The sequence below is a fragment of the Cellulomonas phragmiteti genome (genome assembly GCF_016862775.1).
GTDB lineage: Bacteria > Actinomycetota > Actinomycetes > Actinomycetales > Cellulomonadaceae > Cellulomonas > Cellulomonas phragmiteti.
In genome coordinates, this window is sequence record NZ_BONP01000015.1 from 74,244 (window position 1) to 97,105 (window position 22,862).

At 74.6% G+C, this 22,862-nt stretch carries 20 protein-coding genes; 11 read left to right on the forward strand and 9 right to left on the reverse strand.

The annotated features are described in order from the left end of the window. Nucleotides 1-2: 2 nt before the first annotated feature. The 4 genes from Cph01nite_RS12945 to Cph01nite_RS12960 form a co-directional block, all read right to left on the reverse strand. Entirely contained in the window at nucleotides 3-713 is a 711-nt protein-coding gene (locus tag Cph01nite_RS12945; RefSeq protein WP_203674803.1) for a hypothetical protein, read from the reverse strand. Next, complete coding sequence (locus Cph01nite_RS12950) at nucleotides 710-1,267, reverse strand: RNA polymerase sigma factor (RefSeq protein ID WP_203674805.1); 558 nt, start codon at nucleotides 1,265-1,267, stop codon at nucleotides 710-712. Before Cph01nite_RS12950 ends, Cph01nite_RS12945 begins: the two co-directional genes overlap by 4 nt. After that, complete coding sequence (locus Cph01nite_RS12955; protein WP_203674807.1) at nucleotides 1,264-2,355, reverse strand: amidoligase family protein; 1,092 nt, start codon at nucleotides 2,353-2,355, stop codon at nucleotides 1,264-1,266. The genes Cph01nite_RS12950 and Cph01nite_RS12955 overlap by 4 nt, the downstream gene beginning before the upstream one ends. A 185-nt stretch (nucleotides 2,356-2,540) precedes the next feature. After that, the gene (locus Cph01nite_RS12960; RefSeq protein ID WP_203674809.1) at nucleotides 2,541-4,817 is read right to left on the reverse strand and encodes an LLM class flavin-dependent oxidoreductase; all 2,277 of its coding nucleotides are present in this window, start codon (nucleotides 4,815-4,817) and stop codon (nucleotides 2,541-2,543) included. A gap of 77 nt (nucleotides 4,818-4,894) precedes the next feature. On the opposite strand from Cph01nite_RS12960, the gene Cph01nite_RS12965 reads away from it, so the two are divergent. From Cph01nite_RS12965 to Cph01nite_RS12975, 3 genes are all read left to right on the forward strand, one after another. Next, entirely contained in the window at nucleotides 4,895-5,449 is a 555-nt protein-coding gene (locus tag Cph01nite_RS12965; protein WP_203674811.1) for a MarR family winged helix-turn-helix transcriptional regulator, read from the forward strand. Between the two features lie 135 nt (nucleotides 5,450-5,584). Continuing rightward, on the forward strand, nucleotides 5,585-6,379 hold the full coding sequence (locus tag Cph01nite_RS12970; protein ID WP_203674813.1) for an SDR family NAD(P)-dependent oxidoreductase: 795 nt from the start codon (nucleotides 5,585-5,587) through the stop codon (nucleotides 6,377-6,379). A gap of 59 nt (nucleotides 6,380-6,438) precedes the next feature. Further along, nucleotides 6,439-7,278: a helix-turn-helix transcriptional regulator gene (locus tag Cph01nite_RS12975; protein ID WP_203674815.1), complete on the forward strand. Its 840-nt coding sequence runs from the start codon at nucleotides 6,439-6,441 to the stop codon at nucleotides 7,276-7,278. 79 nt (nucleotides 7,279-7,357) lie between these two features. On the opposite strand, the gene Cph01nite_RS12980 is transcribed toward Cph01nite_RS12975, so the two are convergent. Continuing rightward, nucleotides 7,358-9,256, reverse strand: coding sequence for a cytochrome c biogenesis protein DipZ (locus tag Cph01nite_RS12980; protein ID WP_203674818.1), 1,899 nt, complete (start codon nucleotides 9,254-9,256; stop codon nucleotides 7,358-7,360). Nucleotides 9,257-9,459: 203 nt separating this feature from the next. On the opposite strand from Cph01nite_RS12980, the gene Cph01nite_RS12985 reads away from it, so the two are divergent. Beyond that, nucleotides 9,460-10,131 (forward strand): fasciclin domain-containing protein, encoded by a 672-nt coding sequence (locus Cph01nite_RS12985; protein ID WP_203674820.1) that lies wholly within the window; start codon nucleotides 9,460-9,462, stop codon nucleotides 10,129-10,131. Between the two features lie 122 nt (nucleotides 10,132-10,253). Here the strand turns inward: Cph01nite_RS12985 and Cph01nite_RS12990 are convergent, their stop codons facing one another. The 4 genes from Cph01nite_RS12990 to Cph01nite_RS13005 all read right to left on the reverse strand — a co-directional run bounded on the left by Cph01nite_RS12990 (nucleotide 10,254) and on the right by Cph01nite_RS13005 (nucleotide 15,455). Beyond that, nucleotides 10,254-10,748 carry a DUF6584 family protein gene (locus tag Cph01nite_RS12990; protein ID WP_203674822.1) on the reverse strand — a complete coding sequence of 165 codons (495 nt, stop codon included), beginning with the start codon at nucleotides 10,746-10,748 and terminating at the stop codon, nucleotides 10,254-10,256. A gap of 173 nt (nucleotides 10,749-10,921) precedes the next feature. Next, entirely contained in the window at nucleotides 10,922-11,791 is an 870-nt protein-coding gene (locus tag Cph01nite_RS12995) for an anti-sigma factor (RefSeq protein ID WP_203674824.1), read from the reverse strand. Then, nucleotides 11,788-12,390 (reverse strand): ECF RNA polymerase sigma factor SigK, encoded by a 603-nt coding sequence (gene sigK / locus Cph01nite_RS13000; RefSeq protein ID WP_239069247.1) that lies wholly within the window; start codon nucleotides 12,388-12,390, stop codon nucleotides 11,788-11,790. The genes Cph01nite_RS12995 and sigK overlap by 4 nt, the downstream gene beginning before the upstream one ends. Before the next feature lie 266 nt (nucleotides 12,391-12,656). Then, complete coding sequence (locus tag Cph01nite_RS13005; protein WP_203674829.1) at nucleotides 12,657-15,455, reverse strand: beta-L-arabinofuranosidase domain-containing protein; 2,799 nt, start codon at nucleotides 15,453-15,455, stop codon at nucleotides 12,657-12,659. A gap of 196 nt (nucleotides 15,456-15,651) precedes the next feature. Here Cph01nite_RS13005 and Cph01nite_RS13010 point away from each other — a divergent pair, with 196 nt between their 5' ends. From Cph01nite_RS13010 to Cph01nite_RS13040, 7 genes are all read left to right on the forward strand, one after another. After that, a complete protein-coding gene (locus tag Cph01nite_RS13010; RefSeq protein WP_203674831.1) occupies nucleotides 15,652-16,038 on the forward strand; it encodes a GntR family transcriptional regulator in 387 nt (128 codons plus the stop codon). After that, nucleotides 16,035-16,961: an ABC transporter ATP-binding protein gene (locus Cph01nite_RS13015; RefSeq protein ID WP_203674833.1), complete on the forward strand. Its 927-nt coding sequence runs from the start codon at nucleotides 16,035-16,037 to the stop codon at nucleotides 16,959-16,961. Before Cph01nite_RS13010 ends, Cph01nite_RS13015 begins: the two co-directional genes overlap by 4 nt. Continuing rightward, nucleotides 16,958-17,698, forward strand: coding sequence for a hypothetical protein (locus Cph01nite_RS13020; protein WP_203674835.1), 741 nt, complete (start codon nucleotides 16,958-16,960; stop codon nucleotides 17,696-17,698). Before Cph01nite_RS13015 ends, Cph01nite_RS13020 begins: the two co-directional genes overlap by 4 nt. A gap of 31 nt (nucleotides 17,699-17,729) precedes the next feature. Beyond that, nucleotides 17,730-18,476, forward strand: coding sequence for a hypothetical protein (locus Cph01nite_RS13025; RefSeq protein ID WP_203674837.1), 747 nt, complete (start codon nucleotides 17,730-17,732; stop codon nucleotides 18,474-18,476). An 83-nt stretch (nucleotides 18,477-18,559) separates the two neighbouring features. Then, entirely contained in the window at nucleotides 18,560-19,531 is a 972-nt protein-coding gene (locus Cph01nite_RS13030) for an ABC transporter ATP-binding protein (protein ID WP_203674839.1), read from the forward strand. Between the two features lies 1 nt (nucleotide 19,532). After that, the gene (locus Cph01nite_RS13035; RefSeq protein WP_203674841.1) at nucleotides 19,533-20,405 is read left to right on the forward strand and encodes an ABC transporter permease; all 873 of its coding nucleotides are present in this window, start codon (nucleotides 19,533-19,535) and stop codon (nucleotides 20,403-20,405) included. A gap of 294 nt (nucleotides 20,406-20,699) precedes the next feature. Next, nucleotides 20,700-22,862 (forward strand): glycoside hydrolase family 48 protein (locus Cph01nite_RS13040; protein WP_203674843.1); only part of this gene is annotated, 2,163 nt, incomplete at its 3' end.

The following is a 22,862-nucleotide window of genomic DNA, read 5'->3' on the forward strand; positions in this document are numbered from 1 at the left end:
GCTCACCCGCCCCGGTGGTAGCCCTCGGGCGTGCCGGAGGGAGCGACCGGCGGGGTGACGCCGTCGAGGATCATCTGCCCGGCGCGCGCCTTGGCCTCGGTCTCCTCGACCCCCCACAGGGCGACGAGCGCCTCGACGTCCTCGTACAGGTACCCCGAGCCCCACAACGCGTCGTACTGCTCGAGCGTGTACTCGACGGTCGAGCCGGCCGCGCCCTGGACGGTCGTGAGCGGGCCCGGGGCGACCGGCGGCTCCTGGCCGTCGAGGATCATCTGGCCGGCCCGGGCCTTGGCCTCGAGCGCGTCGACGTCCCACAGCTGCATCAGCTGGTCGACCTCCGGGCCGACGTACCCGGCGTCCCAGAACGCGTCGTGCTGGTCCCGCGTGTAGCCCGCGGGCATGGGCGACCAGTCGATGCCGACGGCCTGCACGGCGGTCTCCACGGCGCGCGCGACCTCCGAGTACGGGTTCGCGGCGGCCGCCGCACCCGCACCGGCGACCGCGAGCGAGCCGGTCACCAGCCCTGCTGCGACGACGCGGCCGCCGCGGTGCAGCGCGACCACCGAGGCGGGCCGCGCGTCCTGCTCCCGCGCGCGGGCACGCAGTGCCGCAGCGACGGTGTCGACGTCGGGCGCCGTGGCGGCGCGGTCCTGCATGACCCGGGTGAGGCGGTCGGCGAAGTCGTCGTCCACGACCCGGCGGTGCGGGGTCATCGGTCCTCCGGAGGGGTGGTGAGGTCGGTGAGGCGCAGCGCCGCGAGGGCGCGGGAGGCGTGCGAGCGCACCGTCGCGCCCGACGTGCCGAGGACCGTCGCGATCTCGGCGTCCGCGAGGCCCTCGTAGTAGCGCAGCACCAGGACGGCCCGTTGTCGTGGGGGCAGGGCCGTGAGGTGGCGCCACAGGGCGTCGTCCCGCACGACGTGCTCGGCGTGGTCGCCCTGGGGGCGCGCGTGGGAGGCCAGGACGGCGTCGTCGGCCGGCTGGATGGTCCGCACGTGCCAGCGCCGCCGCCAGGACAGGTGCTCGTTGGTCACCATGCGCCGCAGGTAGAGGTCGGGGCGGTCCATGAGCGAGATCCGCGTCCACCGCACGTGCGCGCGCAGCAGGACCTCCTGGACCAGGTCGGCGGCGGTGTGCCCGTCGCCGACCAGGACCGTGGCGTACCGCAGCAGACCCGGCAGGTGGTCGCGCACCACGTCGTCGAGCGCGCGGGCGGCAACCGTCACGGCGTCGCTGTCGGGGCCGGCGGGGCGGGTCCGTGTGCTCATCGGGCTCCCACCGCGGTGAGGGCGTCGAGCGCGCCGCGGGGGTCGCGCGCAGCCGTCGCGCCGGGCGGGGGGAGGGGTGCCGGGTCGAGGCACCGCAGCAGGAGCCGCTCGACGAGCGCGGCACGGCGGACGATCGACGGGCCGTCCACCTCGCCCGGCAGGCTGCGGACCTCGACGGTGTCGCGCACCGGCCGGGGCGTGACGAGCTGGGTGAGGTTGACGTCCGCGTACTTGGTCAGGCCGACCGTGCGTGCGGCGTGCTGCAGCCGCCCCCAGCCCGGGCCCCCGTCGGCGTCCTGCCACGGCTGCTCGACGAGCGCCACGACGGCGTCCGGCAGGGGGGCGAGCCGCCGGCACGCCGGGTTGGTCCCCAGGGCCTCCCACAGCGGCTCCCGCCAGTGCGCGAAGAGCCGCACGAGGTTCGCGAACGCCGACGGGGAGCGGAACGGCGCGCCGTCGACGTGCACGTGCACGGCGGCCTCGCGCGGCACCGTGAAGCCCAGGTCGCGGGCGGGGGCCAGCAGGTGCTCCAGCGTGCGGGCGTGGCCGGTGGTCAGCGGCGGCGTGACGATCTCGCACGGTCGCTCGCGGCCGGCCGGCAGGGGCATCGCGATCGCGACCGTCGCACCCGTCGGGTCGTTGACGCGCGTGGCCTGCGGCAGGACCTCCGCCCGGACGCCGAACACCTCGGCGACCGGGTCGAGCACCTGCGCCATCGGCGCGTCGGGGTCGGCGTGCCGCTCGACGAGCCGCAGCAGCCGCGCGTCGTCGGACAGCACCCGGTACCAGCCGCGGTGACCGGGCCGGCGGGCCGCCCCGGGCGCCGGTGCCAGGTCGGCGACGATCGTGATGTCGTCGACGAGCCGCGCGACGGGCGCACCGGCCGCGTCGACCACGTCGAACCCCGGGGACAGGTGCCGGAACACCCCGATGCCCGGCACCGTCGACGGCTCGCTGTCCGTGTGGAACACGCGCCGCACCGCGCCGCCGCGGCGGGCCGCCAGGACGTCGGCCAGCTCCCGCCGGTCGGAGCCGGCCGGCGCGAGCAGCTCGATCTCGAACCCGGTCCGCAGCCTCAGCTCGGTCACACAGCCCTCGTCTCGTCGGTCTGCCGGGCGGTCAGGACGCGGGGGTGCCGCTGGGCGCGACAGGGAGAGTCTGCCCGTCGAGCATCATCAGCCGCGCGGTCGCGCGCCGGCGGAGGCGGGTCGTGGTCGAGGTCCATCAGGGCCTCCGTGGCTCGTGGCGTCTGCTTGCCCTCTGTAGACGCCGCTCACGGGTGATGTGTGGAGTGCGGGGCGATGGGGAAGTTCTGGTCGAACACGTGGTCCGGGTCGTAGGTGCGCTTGAGCGCCCGCAGGCGGTCGAGGGTCGGCTGCGGGAACGCGTCGAGCAGCCGCTCGGGGCGAGGGTCGGTCTCGAACGACAGGTACAGCCCGTCGGTGTGCGGGGACGCGAGGCGGTCCCACACGTCGTCGAGGCCCGCGCGGGACCCGCGTCCGGAGAACGCGCTGAGCACCAGCTCCTGGTGGCGGTGCGCGTACGCGGTCGCGTCGGGGGCGAGGTCGTTGCCGGCTCCGCCGGTCGCACGCAGCTGCACGAGCATCGCCTGGCCGGACCCGAGCAGCGCCCCGACGTCCGCGGCCACGTCCGGCGTCATGGTGGGCAGCAGCCCTGACCGGGTGACCGGCGGCGCGCCCCCGTCGTGGTGCTTGGCGACGGGTCCCACGACGCCGGAGTACGGCGTGAGCGTGGCGCGCTGGTCGAGCACCGGCCCGGCGCCCAGCAGCTCCTCGAGGACGGTCACGGCCGCGGTCGTGTCGTCGTCGGCCCACACGGTCATCGCCTGCGCGAGCGGCTGGCGCCCACCCCCGCCGGCCTGCAGGTGCAGGAAGCTCGTGAGCTGCCGCGGTGCCTCCCGCACGGTCCGCGCCCAGCGCTCCACGAGCCGCACGGCGTCCGACGCGTCGAACGTCATGGTCGCGAACACCACGTCGGGGACCTCGGCGGCCTCGATCTCCACCCACGTGACGATCCCCAGGTTGCCGCCGGCACCGCGCAGGCCCCAGAACAGCTCGGGCTCGCGCTGCGCGTCGACGACGTGCACGGTGCCGTCGGCCGTCACGACCTCGTACGCGACGGCGTGGTCGATGGTCAGCCCGTACGACCGGCCGAGCAGGCCGATGCCGCCGGTCGTCGCCAGGCCGCCGACGCCGACGCCGCCGTAGTCGCCGGACGAGATCGCCCACCCGTGCGGCGCCAACGTCGTGGCGACCTTGCCCCACGTGGCGCCCGCACCCAGCCGGACGCGCCGCGTGGCCTCGTCGACGACCGTCACCTGGTCCAGCGCGCCGACGTCGAGGAGCACGCCGCCGTCGTTCGTCGAGCGGCCCGAGATGCCGTGCCCGCCCGAGCGCACGGCCAGCGGCCCGCGCTGCTCGCGCGCCCACCCCAGCGCGTCGACCACCTGGGTCGTCGTGCGGGGGAGCAGGACGACGCCCGGTGCGCCGCGCCGCATGTAGGTCGAGCGCAGGGCGGCGTAGGCGCGGTCACCGGGCTCGACGGCAGTGACCTCCGCGGGGGCGGTGTCGTACGCGATGCCCTCGACCCGCTTCGCCAGCGCGACGGCGCTGCGGACGGCGCCGGTGACGGTCTCGGACGACGCACGGGCCGCCGCGACCTGGTCCCGCACCGCCGGGGCGACCTGCTCGGCGAACGTGCGGATCGTCGCGGGGTCGTCGGTGCCCAGCACGAACGTGCCCGTCCCGTCCTCCAGGGCGTAGCGGACCAGCTCGTCGACCCACTGCTCTGGTGGCCCGTCGAGGCCGTCGCCGGGGGCGGGGCGGAACGTGCCGGTGATGTTGAGCAGGCGCCGGATCTCCCGCGGGTCGCGCCCCGCGTCGGTGGCGGCCGCGTCGATCGCGGCGTTGCCGCGCGCGAGGTCGCCGGGCTGCAGGTAGGGCAGCGAGGGCAGCCAGCCGTCGGCCGAGCGCCCGACCAGCCGCAGCATGCGCGGCTTGTAGGCGCCCACCCAGATGCCGATGTCGTGCGCGGGCGCGGGGCCGCGCTTCGCGCCCGCGAGGTGGTGGTGCTCGCCGCCGACGCGCAGCGGCCCGCGGGCGTCGGTGTCCCACAGCGCGCGGATGACGGTGATGGCCTCGTCGAGCGCGTCGACGGCCTGCCCGAGCGTCAGCCGCGGGACGCCCATGCCCTCGATCGCGTCCCAGAAGCCCCCGGCGCCCAGGCCCAGCTCGACGCGCCCGCCGGACAGCAGGTCGAGGCTCGCGGCGGCGCGCGCGAGGACGGCCGGCGGCCGCAGGGGCACGTTGAGCACGTTGCCGGCCAGGTGCACGCGCTCGGTGCGCGCGGCCACCCAGGACAGCAGGGTCCAGGTGTCGAGGAACGCCGGCTGGTACGGGTGGTCCTGGAACGTCACGAGGTCGAGGCCGACGTCCTCGGTGAGCACCGCGAGGTCGACGGGGGCCGTCGGGTCGGCGTTCTGCGGGGTGAGGAACGTGCCGAACGTCAGCTCGTGCCCGTAGTCGGTCATGCGGTCTCCTCAGATCGTGTGCTGCACAGATCATATGCACAGCAGACGATCTGCCGTCCAGCGCGTATGCTGACGGCGTGACGAGCACGACGACCGACGCAGCGACCGGCACAGCGACCGACGCAGCGGCCGGCACCGCGGACGACGCGGGCACCGGGGCCGCACCGCCGACCTCCGACGACCTCGGCTGGCAGCTCGGCACCCTGCTGGCGCGCTGGCGCACGGGCGTCGGCGCCGTGCTCGACGGCATCCCCGCCGGTGCGCGCGGCTACCAGCTGCTGCGCGTCGTCACGGCCGCGGCGACCGCACCGACGCAGGCCGCGCTCGCGGCCCACCTCGGCATCGACCGCACGGTCATGACCTACCTGCTCGACGACCTGTGCGCGGCCGGCCTGGTCGAGCGCTGCGCCGACCCCGCCGACCGGCGCGTGCGCCGCATCGCCGCGACCGCCGCCGGCCGCACGACCCTGGCCGACGTCGAGCAGCGCGCCGCCGCCGCCGAGGACGCGGTCCTGCACGGACTGACCCCCGACGAGCGCACCGCCCTGCGCGCGCTGCTGACCCGCGCGACCGGCACGCCCGCCCCGGGCGAGGACCGGTGCGCGCTGGTGGACGGGGGAACCGCGGACTGACACGCGGTCGGGGCGCCCGCACGGCATCCAGGGACCGGCGGTCCCAGGATCCACGCGGCCTTCTGGCCCGACCGCGGGCGCACGAGGCTGAGGAGCACCAGGCCGCAGCCGGCGGCCGCACCCTCGGAGGACCCCATGACGGACAGCAGCACCACCACGTCGACCACCACCCGCACGCGCGTCGCCCTCGTCACCGGCGGCAACCGCGGTCTGGGCCGTGCGACGGCCCTCGCGCTCGCCGCCGACGGCACCGACGTCGTCCTCACCTACCGCAGTCACGAGGACGAGGCGCGGACTGTCGTCGCGGAGGTCGAGGCCGCGGGCCGCCGCGCGGTCGCGCTGCGCCTCGACACGGGCGACGTGGCCGACGTCGAGGGGTTCGCCGCCCGCCTGACCGCGGCGCTCGACACCACGTGGGGCCGCAGCACGCTCGACGTGCTGGTCAACAACGCCGGCCACGCCCTGCCCACCCCGCTGGGCAGCACCACCGCGGCCGACCTGCAGTCCCTGTTCGACGTGCACGTGCGCGGGGTCTTCCTGCTGACGCAGTCGCTCGTCCCGCTGCTCGTCGACGGCGGCCGCGTCGTCAACGTGTCCAGCGGGCTCGCGCGGTTCGTCCGGGCCGGCGGTCACTCCACGTACGGCGCGATGAAGGCGGCCGTGGAGGCGCTGACCCGGTACTGGGCGGTCGAGCTGGGCGGGCGCGGCATCACCGTCAACGTCGTCGCGCCGGGGCCGGTCGCCACGGACTTCGGTGGCGGCGCCGTGCGGGACACCGCCGGCCTGCAGGCGGTGCTCGCGTCGCAGACCGCGCTCGGCCGTGTCGGGCAGGCGTCGGACATCGGCGCGCTCGTCGCTGCCGTCGTCTCGCCCGCGATGGGCTGGGTCACGGGCCAGCGGATCGAGGCGTCGGGCGGCATCGCGCTGTGAGCGGGTCCGGCGCGGTGCCGCGTCTTGCTCCGGCGGCGCCCCGGGCGAAGACTGCCGGGGTGGACCGCGCCCAGCTCGCCGACTTCCTGCGGACCCGCCGAGAGGCCCTCCAGCCCGAGGACGTGGGACTGCCGCGCGGGACGCGGCGCCGGGCACCCGGTCTGCGCCGTGAGGAGGTCGCGCTGCTGTGCGACATCTCCAGCGACTACTGGTCGCGCCTCGAGCAGGCGCGTGGGCCGCAGCCGTCGGACCAGGTGCTCACCGCGATGGCCCGCGGCCTGCGCCTGTCCCTCGCCGAGCGGGACCACCTGTTCCGGCTGGTCGGCCGCCCGGCGCCCGAGCGGACCGGACAGTCGGACCACGTCGCCCCGGGACTGATGCGCGTCCTCGACCGCCTGCACGACACGCCCGCCCAGGTGATGACGGACCTGGGGGAGACGCTCGCCCAGAACGCCGCGGCGGCCGCCCTGCTCGGTGACGACTCCGTGCTGACCGGCCTGGACCGCGCGGTCGTCCACCGGTGGTTCGCGCACCCGACGTCGCGGGACGTGTACCCGCCGGAGGACCACGACACCCGCGGGCGCGTCTTCGTCTCCGACCTGCGCGCTGCGCTCGCGCGCCAGGGTGCGGGGTCGCGGGCGGCCCAGGTCGTCGAGTCCCTGCTCGCCCGCAGCGAGGAGTTCGAGCGGCTGTGGGCCGAGCACGAGGTCGGGCTGCGGCACGAGCTGCACAAGCGGCTCGTGCACCCGGAGCTCGGCGAGATGGCGCTGCAGTGCCAGCGCCTCGTCGACGTCGAGCAGGCCCAGGTGCTCCTCGTCTTCACGGCGACCCCGGGGACCCCGGACGACGACAAGCTGCGCCTGCTGGCGTCGCTCGGCCCCCGTCCGGTCCGGCGTTGACGCACCGGCGCGGGTGACCCCGGCGCCGGGTGGGGGGATCCACCCGACGCCGGGGAGCTTCAGACGTGGCCCGCCGGGCTCACCCGAAGGTGAACGAGTAGGCCGCGAGCCCCCGGCCCACCTCGACGTCGACGGTGCCGGTCACCACGTCGTCGCCGTCCAGCAGGGGGTAGAGCGTCGGGGCCCCGGAGACGTCGACGGTGGACCGCTCGACGACCCGTCCGTCCTCGTCGCGGACCGTCGCGGTGACCGTGCCCTCCCCGCCCAGGACGACGTACACGTCGCGTGCGGTGAACGTCAGGCGCAGTCGCGCGTCGTCGCCGGCCGTGGCGGCCTGGTAGTCCGTGGTCCACCCGCCGCCGAACGCGAACGTGTCGGGGGCCTGGTCGGCGGGCAGCGTGTACGTCGCGTCGCCCTCGCGGTAGGCGTCCCCGCCGAAGTTGAACCGCTTGCCGACGGACAGGAACGTCTCGGGAGTGATCCCCGCGTCGCGGGGGGTCGTGTCGACCGTGTCGGTCGGCTCGGGCAGCCGCACGTCCGGGTCGGCGTCGCGCAGCAGCTCGCGGATCAGCTTCTCGGTCGTCTCGTAGCCGCCCTCGCCCTGCGCGACGTGCCGGACGACGCCGTCGGCGTCGATCAGGTAGTGCGCCGGCCAGTACCGGTTGCGGTAGGCGGTCCACGTCGCGTACGCGTTGTCCTGCGCGACCGGGTACTCGATGCCGAGCCGGCGCGCGCCCTCGACGACGTTGCGCGTCTCGCGCTCGAACGCGTACTCGGGGGTGTGCACGCCGATCACCGTGAGGCCCGCGTCGCGGTACGCCTCGTCCCACGCGGTGACGTGCGGGACGGAGCGCTGGCAGTTGATGCAGGAGTACGCCCAGAAGTCGACCAGCACGACCTGCCCGCGCAGGTCCGCGAGGGTCACCGGGGCACCGCCGTCGGTGTTGAGCCACGTATCGATGCCGCGCAGCTCGGGCGCGGGGCCGCAGTCCTCGAGCTCGGCCGCACCGTCGCTGCACTGCGACAGCTGCGCGTTCTCGTCCGTGACGAGGCCGCCGAGGTCGAGCTCGCGGCGCACGGTCTCGTTGGCCGCGACGCGGTCCTGGAGCGCCTCGGTGTACCCGGGCAGGGCGCGCTGGATCGCGTCGGTGAGGTTGAACGCCAGGGCGAGGGCGAGGGCGACCATGAGGACGCCGCCGGTGGCCCGGATGGCGCGCTCGTGGGTACGGAAGGCGCGGACCCGCTCGGCGACCCGACGGCCGGCGAGCGCGAACACCAGCAGCGGCAGGGCCGCGCCGAGCGCGAACGACATCGTCAGCGCGACCGTCCCCACACCGATCTGGCCCGTCGCCCCGGCGACCGTGATGGCAGCGAGCACCGGACCCGCGCACGGCACGTAGACGGCACCGAGACCCAGGCCGAGCAGGAAGCCGCTGCGGTTGGCGTTCTTGTTGCCGCGCGGCGCGAGCCGCGCGAACGGCCGCTCCAGCACCGCCTCGAACCTCGGGACCAGCAGGCCGACGCCGAGCAGCGCGAGCACGACGATGCCGGACCAGCGCAGCAGGTCCTGCGGCAGGTTGAGCAGCGTGAGCACAAAGGACCCGAGGAGCGTGAACAGCGTGAAGCTCGTGACGAGGCCGCCGATCACGAGGTACGGCCGCCACGTCTCGCTCACGCGCCACCGCCGTGCGCGGGGCCCGGCGCCCGGCTCCGGGCGGTCGTCGACGGCGACGGCACCACCGCCGCCACCGGCGGGTCGCCCCGCCGCAGCGGTGCTGAACGACGGCTGCGCGAGGCCCGCGACGCCCAGCGGCGTCAGTGCCGGCGCCGACGCGCGCCCCGTGCGGACGGTCGGGGTGCGGGCGCTCTGCACGCCGCCCGAGAAGAAGATGACGGGCAGCACCGGCAGGATGCACGGCGAGATCCCGGTGATGACACCGCCGACGAGTCCGATGAGCGCGAGCGTGAAGAGGTCCATGCCCTGCGTTCGGCGCCCCGGCCGCCGCGGATGGGTGGCGCGGCGCCGAGGCACCCGGGTGAGGTGCCGCGAAAAAAACTTCTCCGATCCGAGCCATCCACGCCCCGGGGCGCTCCGAACCCACCCTCGAAGGCCCCGCTGGAGCGGGCTCACCAGCACCGGTGCACAGCTCGTCGCACCGGACACACGAGGGAGACACATCGATGAACACCATGAAGCGCACCCGGTTCGCCACCCTCGGCTTCCTCGCCGTCACGACGCTCGGCCTCGCGGCGTGCAGCTCGGAGCCGGCCGCCGAGCCGACCGCCGACGCCACGATGTCCGAGGAGACCATGGCGCCCACGCCCATGGAGACCGAGGACGAGATGATGATGGACCCCGCCGCGAACCTCGTCGGTGCGGGCTGTGCCGACTACGCCGCCGCCGTCCCGGACGGTCCGGGCTCGGTCGTCGGCATGTCGCAGGACCCCGTCGCGGTCGCCGCGTCGAACAACCCGCTGCTCACGACCCTCGTCGCGGCCGTCTCCGGCCAGCTCAACCCCGAGGTGAACCTCGTCGACACGCTGAACGGTGACGAGTTCACGGTGTTCGCGCCGGTCGACGAGGCGTTCGCCCAGATCGACCCCGCGACGATCGAGACCCTCAAGACGGACTCGGCGATGCTGACGAACATCCTCACCTACCACGTCGTGCCCGGGCAGCTCTCGCCCGAGATGGTCGTCGGCGAGCAGACCACGGTGCAGGGCGGCACCGTCGAGGTGACCGGTGAGGGCGACATGCTCATGGTCAACGGCGCGAACGTCGTCTGCGGCGGCGTCACCACCGCGAACGCGACGGTGTACCTCATCGACTCGGTGCTCATGCCCACGAGCTGACACCGGCCGGACCGGCGAGGCCCCCGCTCAGGGTACGGAGCGGGGGCCTCGTCGTCGGTGCGCCCGGCGGCGGTCCCGGCAGCCGCCGCCAGGACCCGCGTCGCGGTGCGAGCGCGTGGGCGTCACCACTGGCTCGCGAGGCACCGGACGGCGGTGACGGCTCCGATGACGACGAGCACCAGCACGAGCACGACCGCGAAGCACCCGAGCGCCAGCTGCCACGTCATGCCGGTGGCGTCGGGCTTCTCCCAGGGGATCGAGCGACCGGTCCGAGCGCGCGCCTGGGCGCGCAGGGCGAGCAGCCGCTCCCGCGCCAGCTCGGTCTCGGCGCGCTCCTCCGACCCCGTCCAGCGCAGGGCCCACATCATCTCCACCGGGTCGTCCCGGCAGGACCGCGCGAACGCCCGGAGCTCGGCCGGGTCGACGTGCTCAGCGAGGTAGCTCCAGCGGCCGGCCTGGGAGGCGTTGCCCTCGGCGCGGTACACCGCTGCGAGCTCCTCGCGCAGGTCCAGGCGCCAGGGCGCCGACCGGACCCTGTCCTTGAGCCGGCGGCGTCGGCGACGGAGCTCCTCCGCGTCGTCGCGCGCGGGCTCGATGCTCTCGCGCTCGCTCTCCATGCGGGCAACCTACGGGCCGGCACGGCGCACGGCGACGCCTTTGCTCCTCAGCCGGACGTCGGCGCCGGTCGCGCGAACTGGATTGCTCTCTCACGGTGAGAGGGTGATCCAGTGTCACGGTGAGAGGGCGATCCAGTGTCACGGTGAGAGGGTGATCCAGTGGCGCAGAGGCGTCAGGCCTCGGCGGCGAGCACGACCACCGGGACGGTCGTCGGCTCCAGCGACCCGCCGCGCGGCTCGACGGTGACCGCGAGCGCGTCACCGGCCGCGAAGGCGTCGGTCACGGCACGGACCTCGCCCGACCGGTCGGGCATCACGGCGTCGGGCACCGCGACGCCGTCCCGGATGACCCAGAGCTGGTACTCCCGGCCGGCGCCGGGGTCCTCGAGGCCCGTCGCGGTGAAGACCGCCTGGTCCGTCCCGAGGACGCCCACGGCCGTGCCGCCGCCCTCGACCTGGCCGCGCACCACCTCGGTGTCCGGCTCGGCGAGCAGCGCCGCGAGGACCTGCGCCTGCTCCCGCGCCCGATCCGCCTCCTGCGCCTGCTGCCAGGCGACGGAGGCCGGCACGGCGGCGGCGCCGACGGCGATCGCGGCGACGGCGAGCCAGTTCGGCCGCCGTGCACGGCGCCGCGCGGCCAGGTCGGTCACCCCCCGGGGATCTCCGGGGACGTCACCTGCGGTGCCGGGTGCAGCGGTGTCGGGCGCTGCGGTGTCGCGAACAGCGGTGTCGGGCACCGCACCGGCGGCCGGCTCGTCGTCGACCCGCACCGCACGCCCGTCGCCGTCCGGCGTCCGGTCCTGCGGGGTGCGCCGGATCGCCTCGAGCACCGCACCGCGGGCGTCGGCGGGCGGTGCGGTCCGCACGGCGGAGCCCAGCAGCGCCGCGGTCGCCCGCAGCTCGGCGAGCTCCTGCGCCGCGTCCGGGTCGCTCGCCACGAGCCGCTCGACCGCGCGGCGCTCGACGTCGTCGACCGCGTCGAGCGCGTACGCCCCGAGCAGGTCCCGCACGTCGGTGCGTCCGGCGTCGTCGTGGGCGCTCATGCGGCCACCCCCAGGCAGTCGCGCAGGCGCAGCAGACCGTCGCGGATCCGGGTCTTGACGGTCGGCAGCGGGGCCGCGAGCTGCTCGGCGACCTCGCGGTAGGTCCGACCGCCGTAGTAGGCGAGGACGACCGCCTCGTGCTGGGTGGGCGTCAGCGCGTCGAGGCAGCGCCGGACCCGGGCCCGCTCCATGCTGTCCTCGACCTCCTCGGAGACGACGTCGAACGGGCGCTCCACCTGCTCGTCGAGCACCCGCTGGTCACGCGTCCGCTGCGCCTGCACGGCGCGCACCCGGTCGACCGCCCGCCGGTGCGCGAGCGTGAGCGCCCACGTCCGTGCGGAGCCGCGGTCCGGCTCGAAGCGCGCGGCGGTGCGCCACACCTCGACCATGACCTCCTGCAGCACCTCGGCGGCGTGGTCGCGGTCGCGCAGGACGGCGAAGCAGATGCCGTACACGCTCGCCGACAGCGCGTCGTAGACCGACGCGAACGCCGTCTCGTCGCCGGTCCCGACACGCAGGAGGAGGGCGTCGAGCGTTGCGGGCTCGTCGACCCCCGTCGCCCCGGCAGGGCCGGGCGGTCCGCCGGGCGTCGTGGTCACGAGCGACAGTGTGCCCCACGCGGCTGTGCGCCGGGCGCGGGGGGACCGCAGGGCGGGCGCTGGGGTGGGGTGCATGCGGACTCGCAGTGTCGGTCGTCCCCGCTCGTCGCCCGGGCAGCGCGGGGGCTCGTCGGCGCGGTGGTCGGGTGTGGTTCGGAGCGCACGCCCGGAAGGATGGCTCGCCCGGCGGCGGTCCCCCGTCCGGGCGACACAACACGAGGCGGGCCGCGCGCACCCCTGCGCGCGGCCCGCCCGTCCGCCCTCCGTCAGACGAACCGCCACAGGTGGTCGGCGGTGCCGCTGTCGTCCCACACCAGGACCTGCGCGCCCTGCGTGGTCGACATCGAGTCGACGCCCAGCACGCGGCCCGTGGCGTTCTGCAGCCGGAAGTACCCGCCGGACCCGTACCGCAGCCGCCACCGCTGGGTGCTCGCGCCGGTGTCCGTGGTCGACACGGCGCGCCCGCCGTTGCCCGTGCCGTCGACGGCCAGCACCTTGCCCGTGTGCTGGTTGCGCAGCCGCAGCAGGCCGTCGCTGCCGAGCACCGCGGTCCACAGGTGGTCGGCCGTGCCCGTGTCGCCCCACTGCAGGACGCGCGCGCCGTCGGCCGACGACATGTCGGTGACCCCCAGGACCAGGCCGCTGTGGCGGTTCTGGATGCGGCGCGCCCCCGTGGGGACCACGCGCCACCGGTTGTCGGGCGTGCCGTCGTCGCCGGCCATGACGGCCTGCGCGCCCTGCGCGGTGCTGTTGCCCTGCAGGCCCAGCACGCGCGAGGTGTGCGCGTTGCGGACGCCGTGCGTGCCGTCGCCGGCGTCGACGAGCGTCCAGCGGTGGTCGGCCGTGCCCGTGTCGCCCCACTGCAGCACGCGCGCGCCGTCGGCGGTCGACATGTTCTCGACGCCCAGCACCTTGCCGCTGTGCACGTTGCGCAGCTTGAGGGAGTCGCCGTCGGGCACGAGCACCCAGTCGTGGTCGGCCGTGCCGTTGTCGGCCCACTGCAGCGCGAGGCCGCCGTCGGCCGTCGACATCGACGCGATCCCGAGCGCGAGGCCGCTGGCGGCGTTGATGAGGCGGTACGGCCCCGACGCGCCCGCCGGTGCGCCGCCGCCCTGCCCGTTCGTGCGCCAGTAGACGGTGTAGTTGTGCCCGTGCGCGTCGTAGAACGGGCCGAGGTTCACGGCCTGCCCGTCGGCCCGCGCCGTGAACGCGAGCGACCCCGCGCCGCTGCGGGTGACGGACGCGACGTCGAGGGCCGGGGGCCCGGACAGCGTGCGGTCGCCGTAGTTGCCGGACAGCACGGTGGGGCCGTAGAAGACCGCGCCCACGCCCGGGTCGTCGTTGGTCGGCTCGACGCGCACGGTCATCGGCAGCCGGACCGTGAGCGCGTCGCCCGCCGCCCAGGTGCGCGTGACCGACGCGTACGACCCCGGAGCGGCCGCGACGTTCAGTGCCGCACCGTTCAGGGTCAGCGAGGCGCCCGTGGCCCAGGCCGGGATGCGCACCCGGACGGTCCAGGACCCCGACGGGCTCCCGCCGATCGTCAGGGTCGTGGTGTCCCCGACGGGGTACGTCGTGGCCTGCGTGACCGTCACGTTGCGGGCGGTCCACGTCAGGGTGGACGCCATGTACAGGTTGACCGTCAGCGTGGTGCCCTCGGCGAAGTAGATCGAGTCCATGAGCTTGGTGTTGGTCTCGATCCCGGTGCCCTGGCAGCACCAGAACGTCGTGTAGGGCGTGGAGAACGTGCCACCGCCCCATGCGGGGCCCGAGGAGGGCGTGCCGCGCCGGCCGCCGGGACGCAGCGGCGTGAAGTACGAGAAGCCGCCCATCGGGTCGGACGGGTTCTGCCCGCCGAGCAGGTGGTTGAGCAGTGCCCGCTCGTAGAAGTCGAAGTAGCGGGCGTCGTCGGGGTCCATGGTCCACAGCTCGCGCGTGAGCTTGAGCATGTTGTAGGTGTTGCACTGCTCGGCCGTGTCGTGGTCGAGGTACGTCGAGATGGCGTTGGGGGGGCGGAAGTGCTCGGCCTCGCTGTTGCCGCCGATCGCGTACGTGTGCGCTCCGACCGTGATCGCCCAGGCGTTGCGGGCGATGTCCCGGTAGCGCGTCGTGCCGGTGGACTTGTACTCACGCGCCGCGCCGATCCACTTGGGCACCTGCGTGTTGGCGTGCGACCCGTTGAGCTGGTCGCGGTTCGCGGCGAGGGGGTCGAACACCGCGGCGTGATCGAAGCGCTGTGCCACGGTGAGCCAGCGCCGGTCGTCGGTCATGAGGTAGAGGTCGGCGAAGACCGCGTTCATGCCGCCGAACTCGACGCGCAGCGCCACCTGCATCTGGGCCTGGGACAGCCGGCCGGTGCGGGCGTCCACCCAGGCCGCGAACCGCAGCAGGACGTCACGCGCCTGCGTGCTGCCCAGCAGCCGCCAGACGTCCAGCAGGCCGGCGAGCGTCTTGTGGATCGCGTAGTACGAGACGTTGCCGCTCCCGGTCTCGACGGCGTTGAAGTCGGACTCCGGGAAGCCGGACAGGTAGCCGGCGGAGAACCCGGCGGCGCCGTTGTTGGCCTGGCACTTCGCGAGCTCGGCCACCATCGTCGTCGCCTTGTCGCGGCACGTCGTGTCGCCCAGCACCGCCCACGCCTGGGCCCAGGCCGTGAGGAAGTGCCCCTGGCTGTGGGTGCGGAACGGGAAGTTCGGGGCCTCCCAGCCGCCGAGTGCCTGGGCACCCTGCGTCGACAGCCGGTGGTTGGCCCGGAAGTTGTACAGCAGGCGGTTGACGTCGACGCTGCGCAGGTACGCCAGGGTGCGGTCCTGGTTCTGCGTCCAGCGGCTGGTGGCCAGGCGCACCTGGCCGAGCTCGAAGGGGCGGGCGCGCGTGCCGATCTCGGCGCGGGCCAGGGGCAGCTCGGCGGCGAGCGCCCGGGGGAGCGGGCCGAGGTGGGGGCCCGCAGCGGCGGCGAGGCCGGCGACGCCCGCCATCTGCAGGAGGAAGCGGCGGGAGAGCGACGCGCCGGGGGAGGGCGCTCCTGGCTCGGGAGCGTCGGGTGGTTCGGGCTGCGGATTCATCGTCGGGCCTCTCCGTCGAGGTGGTGTGAACGATCACAACCGGTACCCGCGTGACGGTAGGCCGCGATGGCCCCCGGCGGAACCGCAGCGGCACCGTCGAAACGCTTCGGATGTCCGAGCTGGTACTTGTGGGCGGCGAGGTTCTGTGGTTCATTAGTCGAGTAATGAACCACAGAACCAGCAGGGAGGGGTGACCGTGTTCGACGGACGTGACCCCGTGTACCTGCAGATCGCCGACCAGATCCGCCAGGACGTGCTCTCCGGCGCCCTGGGAGCCGAGGAGCAGGTCATGTCCACGACGCAGTACGCCACGACGTTCCGCATCAACCCGGCGACGGCCGCCAAGGCGTTCGCCCAGCTCGTCGACGAGGGCGTGCTGTACAAGCGCCGCGGCGTCGGCATGTTCGTCGCCCCCGGAGCCCGCGAGCGCCTGCTCGCCGACGCCCGGGAGTCCTTCTTCGCCGACGCGGTCGACCCCGTCGCCGACGCGGCCCGCCTCCTCGGCATCGACGTCGAGGACGTCGTGGCCCGCCTGCGCGCCCGTGCCGCCGCACCCACCACACCCGAGGGAGAAGCCCGATGACCGCGACGACCACCGGCTGGGGCGTCGAGCTGCACGGCGTCACGCAGCGGTACGGCGACGTGGTGGCGCTCGACGACGTGACGCTGACCGTCCGCCCCGGCACCATCACCGGGCTGCTGGGCCGCAACGGCTCCGGCAAGTCGACCCTCGCGTCCCTGGTCGCCGCGTTCCGCCGGCCGACCGCCGGGCGCGTGCTGGTCGACGGGGAGGACCCCTGGGAGAACGAGCGGGTCGTCCCGGGCGTGTGCTTCGTCCGCGAGTCCGGCGACGTGCTCGACGACTACAGCCTGCGGGACAACCTCGCGTACGTCTCCGGCGCGCGCCCGGCCTTCTCCCACGAGCTCGCCGGCGAGCTCCTGGACCTCTTCGAGCTGGAGCCGCGGCGCAAGCCGTCCAAGCTCTCGCGCGGCAAGAAGTCCGCGTTCGGCATCGTCCTGGGCCTGGCGTCCCGCGCGCCCCTGACGATCCTCGACGAGGTCCACCTGGGGCTCGACGCCCCCAGCCGGTACGCGTTCTACGACGCGCTGCTCGCCGACTACGCCGAGCACCCCCGCACCCTGGTCCTGTCGAGCCACCTCATCGGCGAGATCGAGCGGCTGCTCGAGGACGTCGTCGTGCTCGACCGCGGGCGCGTGCTCGTCGCCCAGGACGCCGAGGGCCTGCGCGCCGAGGGGCTGTCCGTCACCGGGCCCGCGGACGCCGTCGAGCGGTTCGTCGCCGGGCGCGACGTGCTCGCCTCCCAGCGCCTGGCCGGGACCGTGCAGACCACCGTGCGCGGCGTCCTCACGGAGGGTGAGGTGCGCCGCGCACGGGACGCCGGCCTGGAGCTCGGGCCCGTGCCGCTGCAGGACCTGTTCGTGCACCTCACGGACCCGCAGCGCACCGCCGGGGCGGCGGACGCGTCGAGGGCGGCGGACCGATGACGACGACCACGCCGCGTCGCCCGTCGCCGACGGCGCACACCGTCCGCCGGCTGGGCGCGGCGCTCCTGCGCCTCGCCGGCTGGTTCTGGGCCCTCGCCGTCGTCGTCATCGTGCTGGCCAACGTCGTCGGCTGGGCCACCCGCGGCAGCACCGACGTGTCGATCGCGGTGTACGCGCGCCAGGCGTCGACCTGGTTCCCGTTCTCGCTGGGCATCATGCTCGTCAGCGCCTACCTGCGGGTGCACGTCGCCTCCGGCATGACGCGGCGGACGTTCGTGCGCGCGGCGCTCGTCGTCCAGGTGGCGGCCGCGCTGGGCTACGCCGCCGTGCTGACGCTCCTCGTGCTGGTCGAGCGCGCGGTGCACGACGCGCTCGGGTGGGACTCCGTCATCACGGAGGTCCAGCTCGCCGACGCGTCCGCGCCCCCGTGGGCCCTGCTCGGCGACCTCGCGGTGCCGCTCGTCCTGGCGAACCTGTCGGGTCTGCTCGTGGGGATCGTCTACCAGCGCGGCGGGGCCTGGTGGGGCACGCTCACCCTGCCGCTGACCGTCGGCCCCGTGGTCGCGGCGCTCTACGTGCCCGGCCTGCGCCTCATGGAGGTGCCGGGGCTGTGGACGACCGCGAGCGACGCGCAGGTCCTCGTGCTGGCCGTGGCGCTCGGGGCGGTGCTGGCCGTCCTGACCGCGTCGGCGTTCTCGCTGCTCGCCCGCGGCGCACCGGTCGCCGCGAAGCCCTGACGTCCCGCCACCGCCCGAGGAAGGAGTCCCGATGACTGCCGTCCCGCTCGCCGCCCCGCCCCGTCGTCGGGGTCCGGTCGCGCACACCGCCGCCCGGATCGGTCGGGTGAACCTGCTCTACCTGGCGTGGTTCTGGGCCGTTGTCGCACCGTCCTTCGCCGTGGTCACCCTCGTGCTCGCGCGGATCGGGGGGAGCGTCGACGCCGCCGTGATCCTGTACTCCCGCCACGGGGCGATCTGGTTCCCGTTCGCGCAGGCGATCGCCCTGGTGGCCACGTACCTGCCGGTGCACGCCGCCGCGGGCATGACCCGCCGGACGTTCGCGCGCGCGACGCTGGTGGTCGCCGTCGGCACGGGCCTGGCCTACGCGGCGGTGCTCAGCGCGCTGGCGGCGCTCGAGCGCGAGCTGCACCACGCGGCCGGCTGGGGCTGGCGGGTGACCGACGCGCTGCTGGCCAGCGAGGTGTCCCCGCCAGGTCTGCTGCTGGCGGACCTCGCGCTGACCTGCGTCGTCGCCAACGTCTCCGGGCTGCTCGTCGGTGCCGCCTACCAGCGGCTCGGCGGCTGGTGGGGCACCCTCGCGCTGCCGCTGACGGCCGGCCCGGTGGTCGCGGTCCTCACGCTGCTGGGCGGCGTCGGCGACGGGGGCCCGCCCGGCCGCCTGTCCTGGGCGGCGGCGACCCCGGCGCTGCTCGGCTCGCTGCTCGTCGTCACCGTCGTGGCGGCCGCCTACGCGGCCGTCGTCACCCGCACCCCGGTGCGTCCCGTCACCCGCTAGACCCGCACGACGTCCCCACGGAGCCCGCCACCCGGCCGGCCCCGCGGCACCGCACGCCCACCACCCCCCACCAGGAGGCCACCATGACCACCACCCCGGTCGTCCGGGCCGAGCACCTGCGCAAGGCGTACGGGAGCACGGTCGCCGTCGCCGACGTGTCCCTGAGCGTCGAGCGCGGCGAGATCTACGGCGTCCTCGGGCGCAACGGCGCCGGCAAGACGACGACGGTCGAGATGATCGCCGGGCTGCGCCGTCCCGACGGCGGCACCGTGAGCGTCCTCGGGCTCGACCCGACGACGCACGCCGCCGCGCTGCACCAGAAGGTCGGGCTGCAGCTGCAGGAGTCCGCCATGCCGGACCGGCTGCGCGTCCGCGAGGCGCTCGACCTGTACGCGTCGTTCTACGCCGACCCCGCGGACCCCGCGGACCTGCTGGACCTGCTGGGCCTGACGGCCAAGCGCGACGCGGCGTTCAAGGACCTGTCCGGCGGGCAGAAGCAGCGGCTGTCGGTCGCGCTCGCGCTCGTCGGGCGCCCCGAGCTCGCGATCCTCGACGAGCTCACCACGGGTCTCGACCCGCACGCGCGCCGCGAGACGTGGGCCGTGGTCGAGGCGATCCGGGACGCGGGCGTCACGATCATGCTGGTCACGCACCTCATGGAGGAGGCCGAGCGGCTGTGCGACCGGATCGCGCTCATCGCGTCCGGGCGGGTGGCGGCTGTCGGCACCCCCGCGCAGATCGTCGCGCTCGCGCACGGTGAGCAGGTGCTGCGCGTGCGTCCCGCGGCGCCCGTGGCCGACGACGTGCTCCTGGCGGCCCTCACCGGTGTCCCGGGCGTCCGCGACGCCCGGGTCGAGGACCGCGCGCTCGTCGTGCACGGCGGCGGCGCGGTCGTCCAGGACGTGCTCGTGGCGCTCGCGCGGCACGACGTGCGCACGAGCGACGTCCGTCTGGAGCGCGCGTCCCTCGAGGACGCGTTCGTCTCCCTCACCGGCGTGGGTCCCGACGACCCGGCGCCGGCCCTGCAGACCGCCGGCTCCGCCACGGAGGTGTGAGATGAGCACGACCCCCAGCCCCACGACCACCCCGAGCCCCACGACCGACACCGGCGCGACGACCGCACGCCGGGCCGCGCTCGCACCGGCGTCGCCCGGCACGCGCCGGCCGTCGCGCGGCGGTGCGCTGGCCCGTATGACCGGCGTCGAGGCGCGCCTGTTCCTGCGGGACCCGTCGGTGTTCTTCTTCTCCCTCGTGTTCCCGGCGCTGCTGCTGACCGTCCTGGGGCTGGTCATGCCCTGGGCGGATCAGCCCTACGACGAGTCCGACCCGCTGCTGGGTGCCGTCACGGCCATCACCGGGTACACGCCGATCGTCCTGAGCCTGGCGGTGGCCACCGTCGCGCTGTCGACGTTCCCTGCGGTGGTTGCCACGTACCGCCAGCGCGGCGTGCTGCGCCGGTTGTCGACGACGCCCGTCGGCCCGTCGCGCCTGCTGGTCGCGCAGGTCGTCGTCAACCTCGTCGCCCTGGTGGCGGCGGCGCTGCTCGCCGTCGGCGCGGGGGTGCTCCTGCTCGACATCGCGCTGCCGGTCGACCCCGGGACCGTGGTGGTGGCGTTCCTGCTGGCTGTGCTGTCGGCGTTCGCCCTCGGGTCCCTCGTGGCGGCGACGGCCCCGACGGCCGCGGCGGCCAACGGCTGGGGCATGACGCTGTACTTCGTGTCCCTGTTCTTCGCCGGGGTGTGGCTGCCGCTGCCCCTCATGCCGGACGTCGTGCAGACCATCGCGGGGCTCACGCCGCTGGGGGCGGCGTCCCAGGCGATGACGGCGGCGTGGGTGGGCCAGTCGTTCCCCGGCACCCAGCTGCTCGTGATGGCCGCCTGGGCCGTCGTGGGGGTTCCGGTCGCGGTCCGGGTCTTCCGCTGGACCTGACGGGCCCGATCAGGACGTCGCGCACCCGCCGGTCCCACGGACCGGCGGGTGCGCGTGGTACTGCCCTGGTCGCGCTCCCACGACCTCGCGTCCCTAAGCGTTTCGCCGCCTGGACGCTGCCTGTGCGCGTGATGAGAGTGAGCGACGTCCAGACCGCTCGCCGCGGGCGCGATGCTGCGCACCCGGCCGGCGGTCCGTTCCTTCGTGCAGGACTGCCGGCGGCACCGAGGCCGTGGGCAGGTTCCACGGCGGCACCGAGGCCGCACGTGGTCGACGCCAAGAAAGGTACGGAAGATGTCCTCAAGCACCCGACGGCGTGCCGTCAGAGCGGCCTGGGCCGTCCTGACGGCCACGTCGCTCGTGGCCGTGGGCGGCGCGCAGGCGGCCTCCGCCCTCGCCGGGCCCACGGCGCAGGTCGCGCCCGCAGCGGTCGCGGTCGACTCCGAGTACGCGGAGCGGTTCCTCGAGCAGTACGACAAGATCAAGGACCCGGCCAACGGGTACTTCAGCCCGCAGGGCATCCCGTACCACGCGGTCGAGACCCTCATGGTCGAGGCCCCCGACTACGGGCACATGACGACCTCCGAGGCCTACAGCTACTGGCTGTGGCTCGAGGCGCTGTACGGCCAGGCGACGGGCAACTGGAAGCCCCTGAACGACGCCTGGGTCAACATGGAGACGTACATGATCCCCCAGCAGGCGGATCAGCCGACGAACTCCTTCTACCGGGCCGACGCGCCGGCGAGCTACGCCTCGGAGTACAACCACCCGAGCATGTACCCGTCGCAGATCGGCAGCAGCGGCAGCGTCGGGCGTGACCCGATCGCCGCCGAGCTGCGGTCGACGTACGGCAACAACGACATCTACCAGATGCACTGGCTGGGCGACGTCGACAACGTCTACGGCTTCGGTGCCGCCCCCGGCCCCGGCTGCCAGCTCGGCCCGAGCCACCAGGGCATGTCGCTCGTCAACACCTTCCAGCGCGGCCCGCAGGAGTCGGTGTGGGAGACCATCCCGCACCCCACCTGCGACGACTTCACCTACGGCGGGCGCAACGGGTACCTCGACCTCTTCACCGGTGACGCGTCGTACGCCAAGCAGTGGAAGTTCACCTCGGCGTCCGACGCCGACGCGCGTGCCGTCGAGGCCATCTACTGGGCCAACAAGTGGGCGACCGAGCAGGGCAAGGCCGCCGACGTGGCCGCGACCGTGGCCAAGGCCGCCAAGCTCGGCGACTACCTGCGGTACACGCTGTTCGACAAGTACTTCAAGACCATCGGCTGCACGTCGCCGAGCTGCCCGGCCGGCTCCGGCAAGGAGAGCGCGCACTACCTGCTCTCCTGGTACATGGCCTGGGGCGGCGCGACCGACACCAGCTCCGGCTGGGCGTGGCGCATCGGCTCGTCGCACGCGCACATGGGGTACCAGAACCCGTTCGCGGCGTGGGCCCTGTCCAACGACCCGAAGCTGACGCCGCGGTCGTCGACGGCCAAGGCCGACTGGACCAAGTCGCTCGAGCGCCAGCTCGAGCTGTACACGTTCCTGCAGTCGTCCAACGGCCCGATCGCCGGTGGCGTCACCAACAGCTGGGACGGTGCGTACGCGCAGCCCCCGGCCGGCACGCCGACGTTCTACGGCATGGCGTACACCGAGGCGCCCGTCTACCACGACCCGCCGTCGAACCAGTGGTTCGGCATGCAGGCCTGGGGCGTGCAGCGCGTTGCCGAGCTCTACTACGAGACGGGCAACGCCCAGGCCAAGCGCGTCCTCGACAAGTGGGTCCCGTGGGTCGTCGACCACATCGAGACCGACGGTGCCGACTGGTCGGTGCCGTCCGAGCTCACCTGGGCCGGCAAGCCCGACACCTGGAACCCGACCAACCCGGGCTCCAACTCCGGCCTGACCGTCACGCTCAAGAGCTCCGGCCAGGACGTCGGCGTCGCCGGCGACACCGCCCGTGCGCTCCTGTTCTACGCGGCCAGGTCGGGCAACGTCGCGGCGCGCGACACCGCCAAGGACCTGCTCGACGCGATCTGGGAGAACAACCAGACCTCGCTGGGCGTCTCCGCGGTGGAGACCCGTGGCGACTACCAGCGGTTCGACGACGTCTACACCGCCGGTGGCGACGGCATCTACGTGCCGCCGGGCTGGACGGGCACGATGCCCAACGGCGACGTCATCCGGCCGGGGGTGTCGTTCCTCGACATCCGGTCGTTCTACAAGGACGACCCGCAGTGGGCCAAGGTCCAGGCGGCGCTCAACGGCGGGGCCGACCCGCAGTTCCGCTACCACCGGTTCTGGGCGCAGACGGCGATCGCCGGCGCGCTGTCCGACTACGCGCGGCTCTTCGAGGGCGGCACCACGCCGACCCCGACGCCCACGCCGACCCCGACGGTGACGCCCACGCCGACGCCCACGCCCACGCCGACGCCGACGGTCACCCCGACACCGACGCCG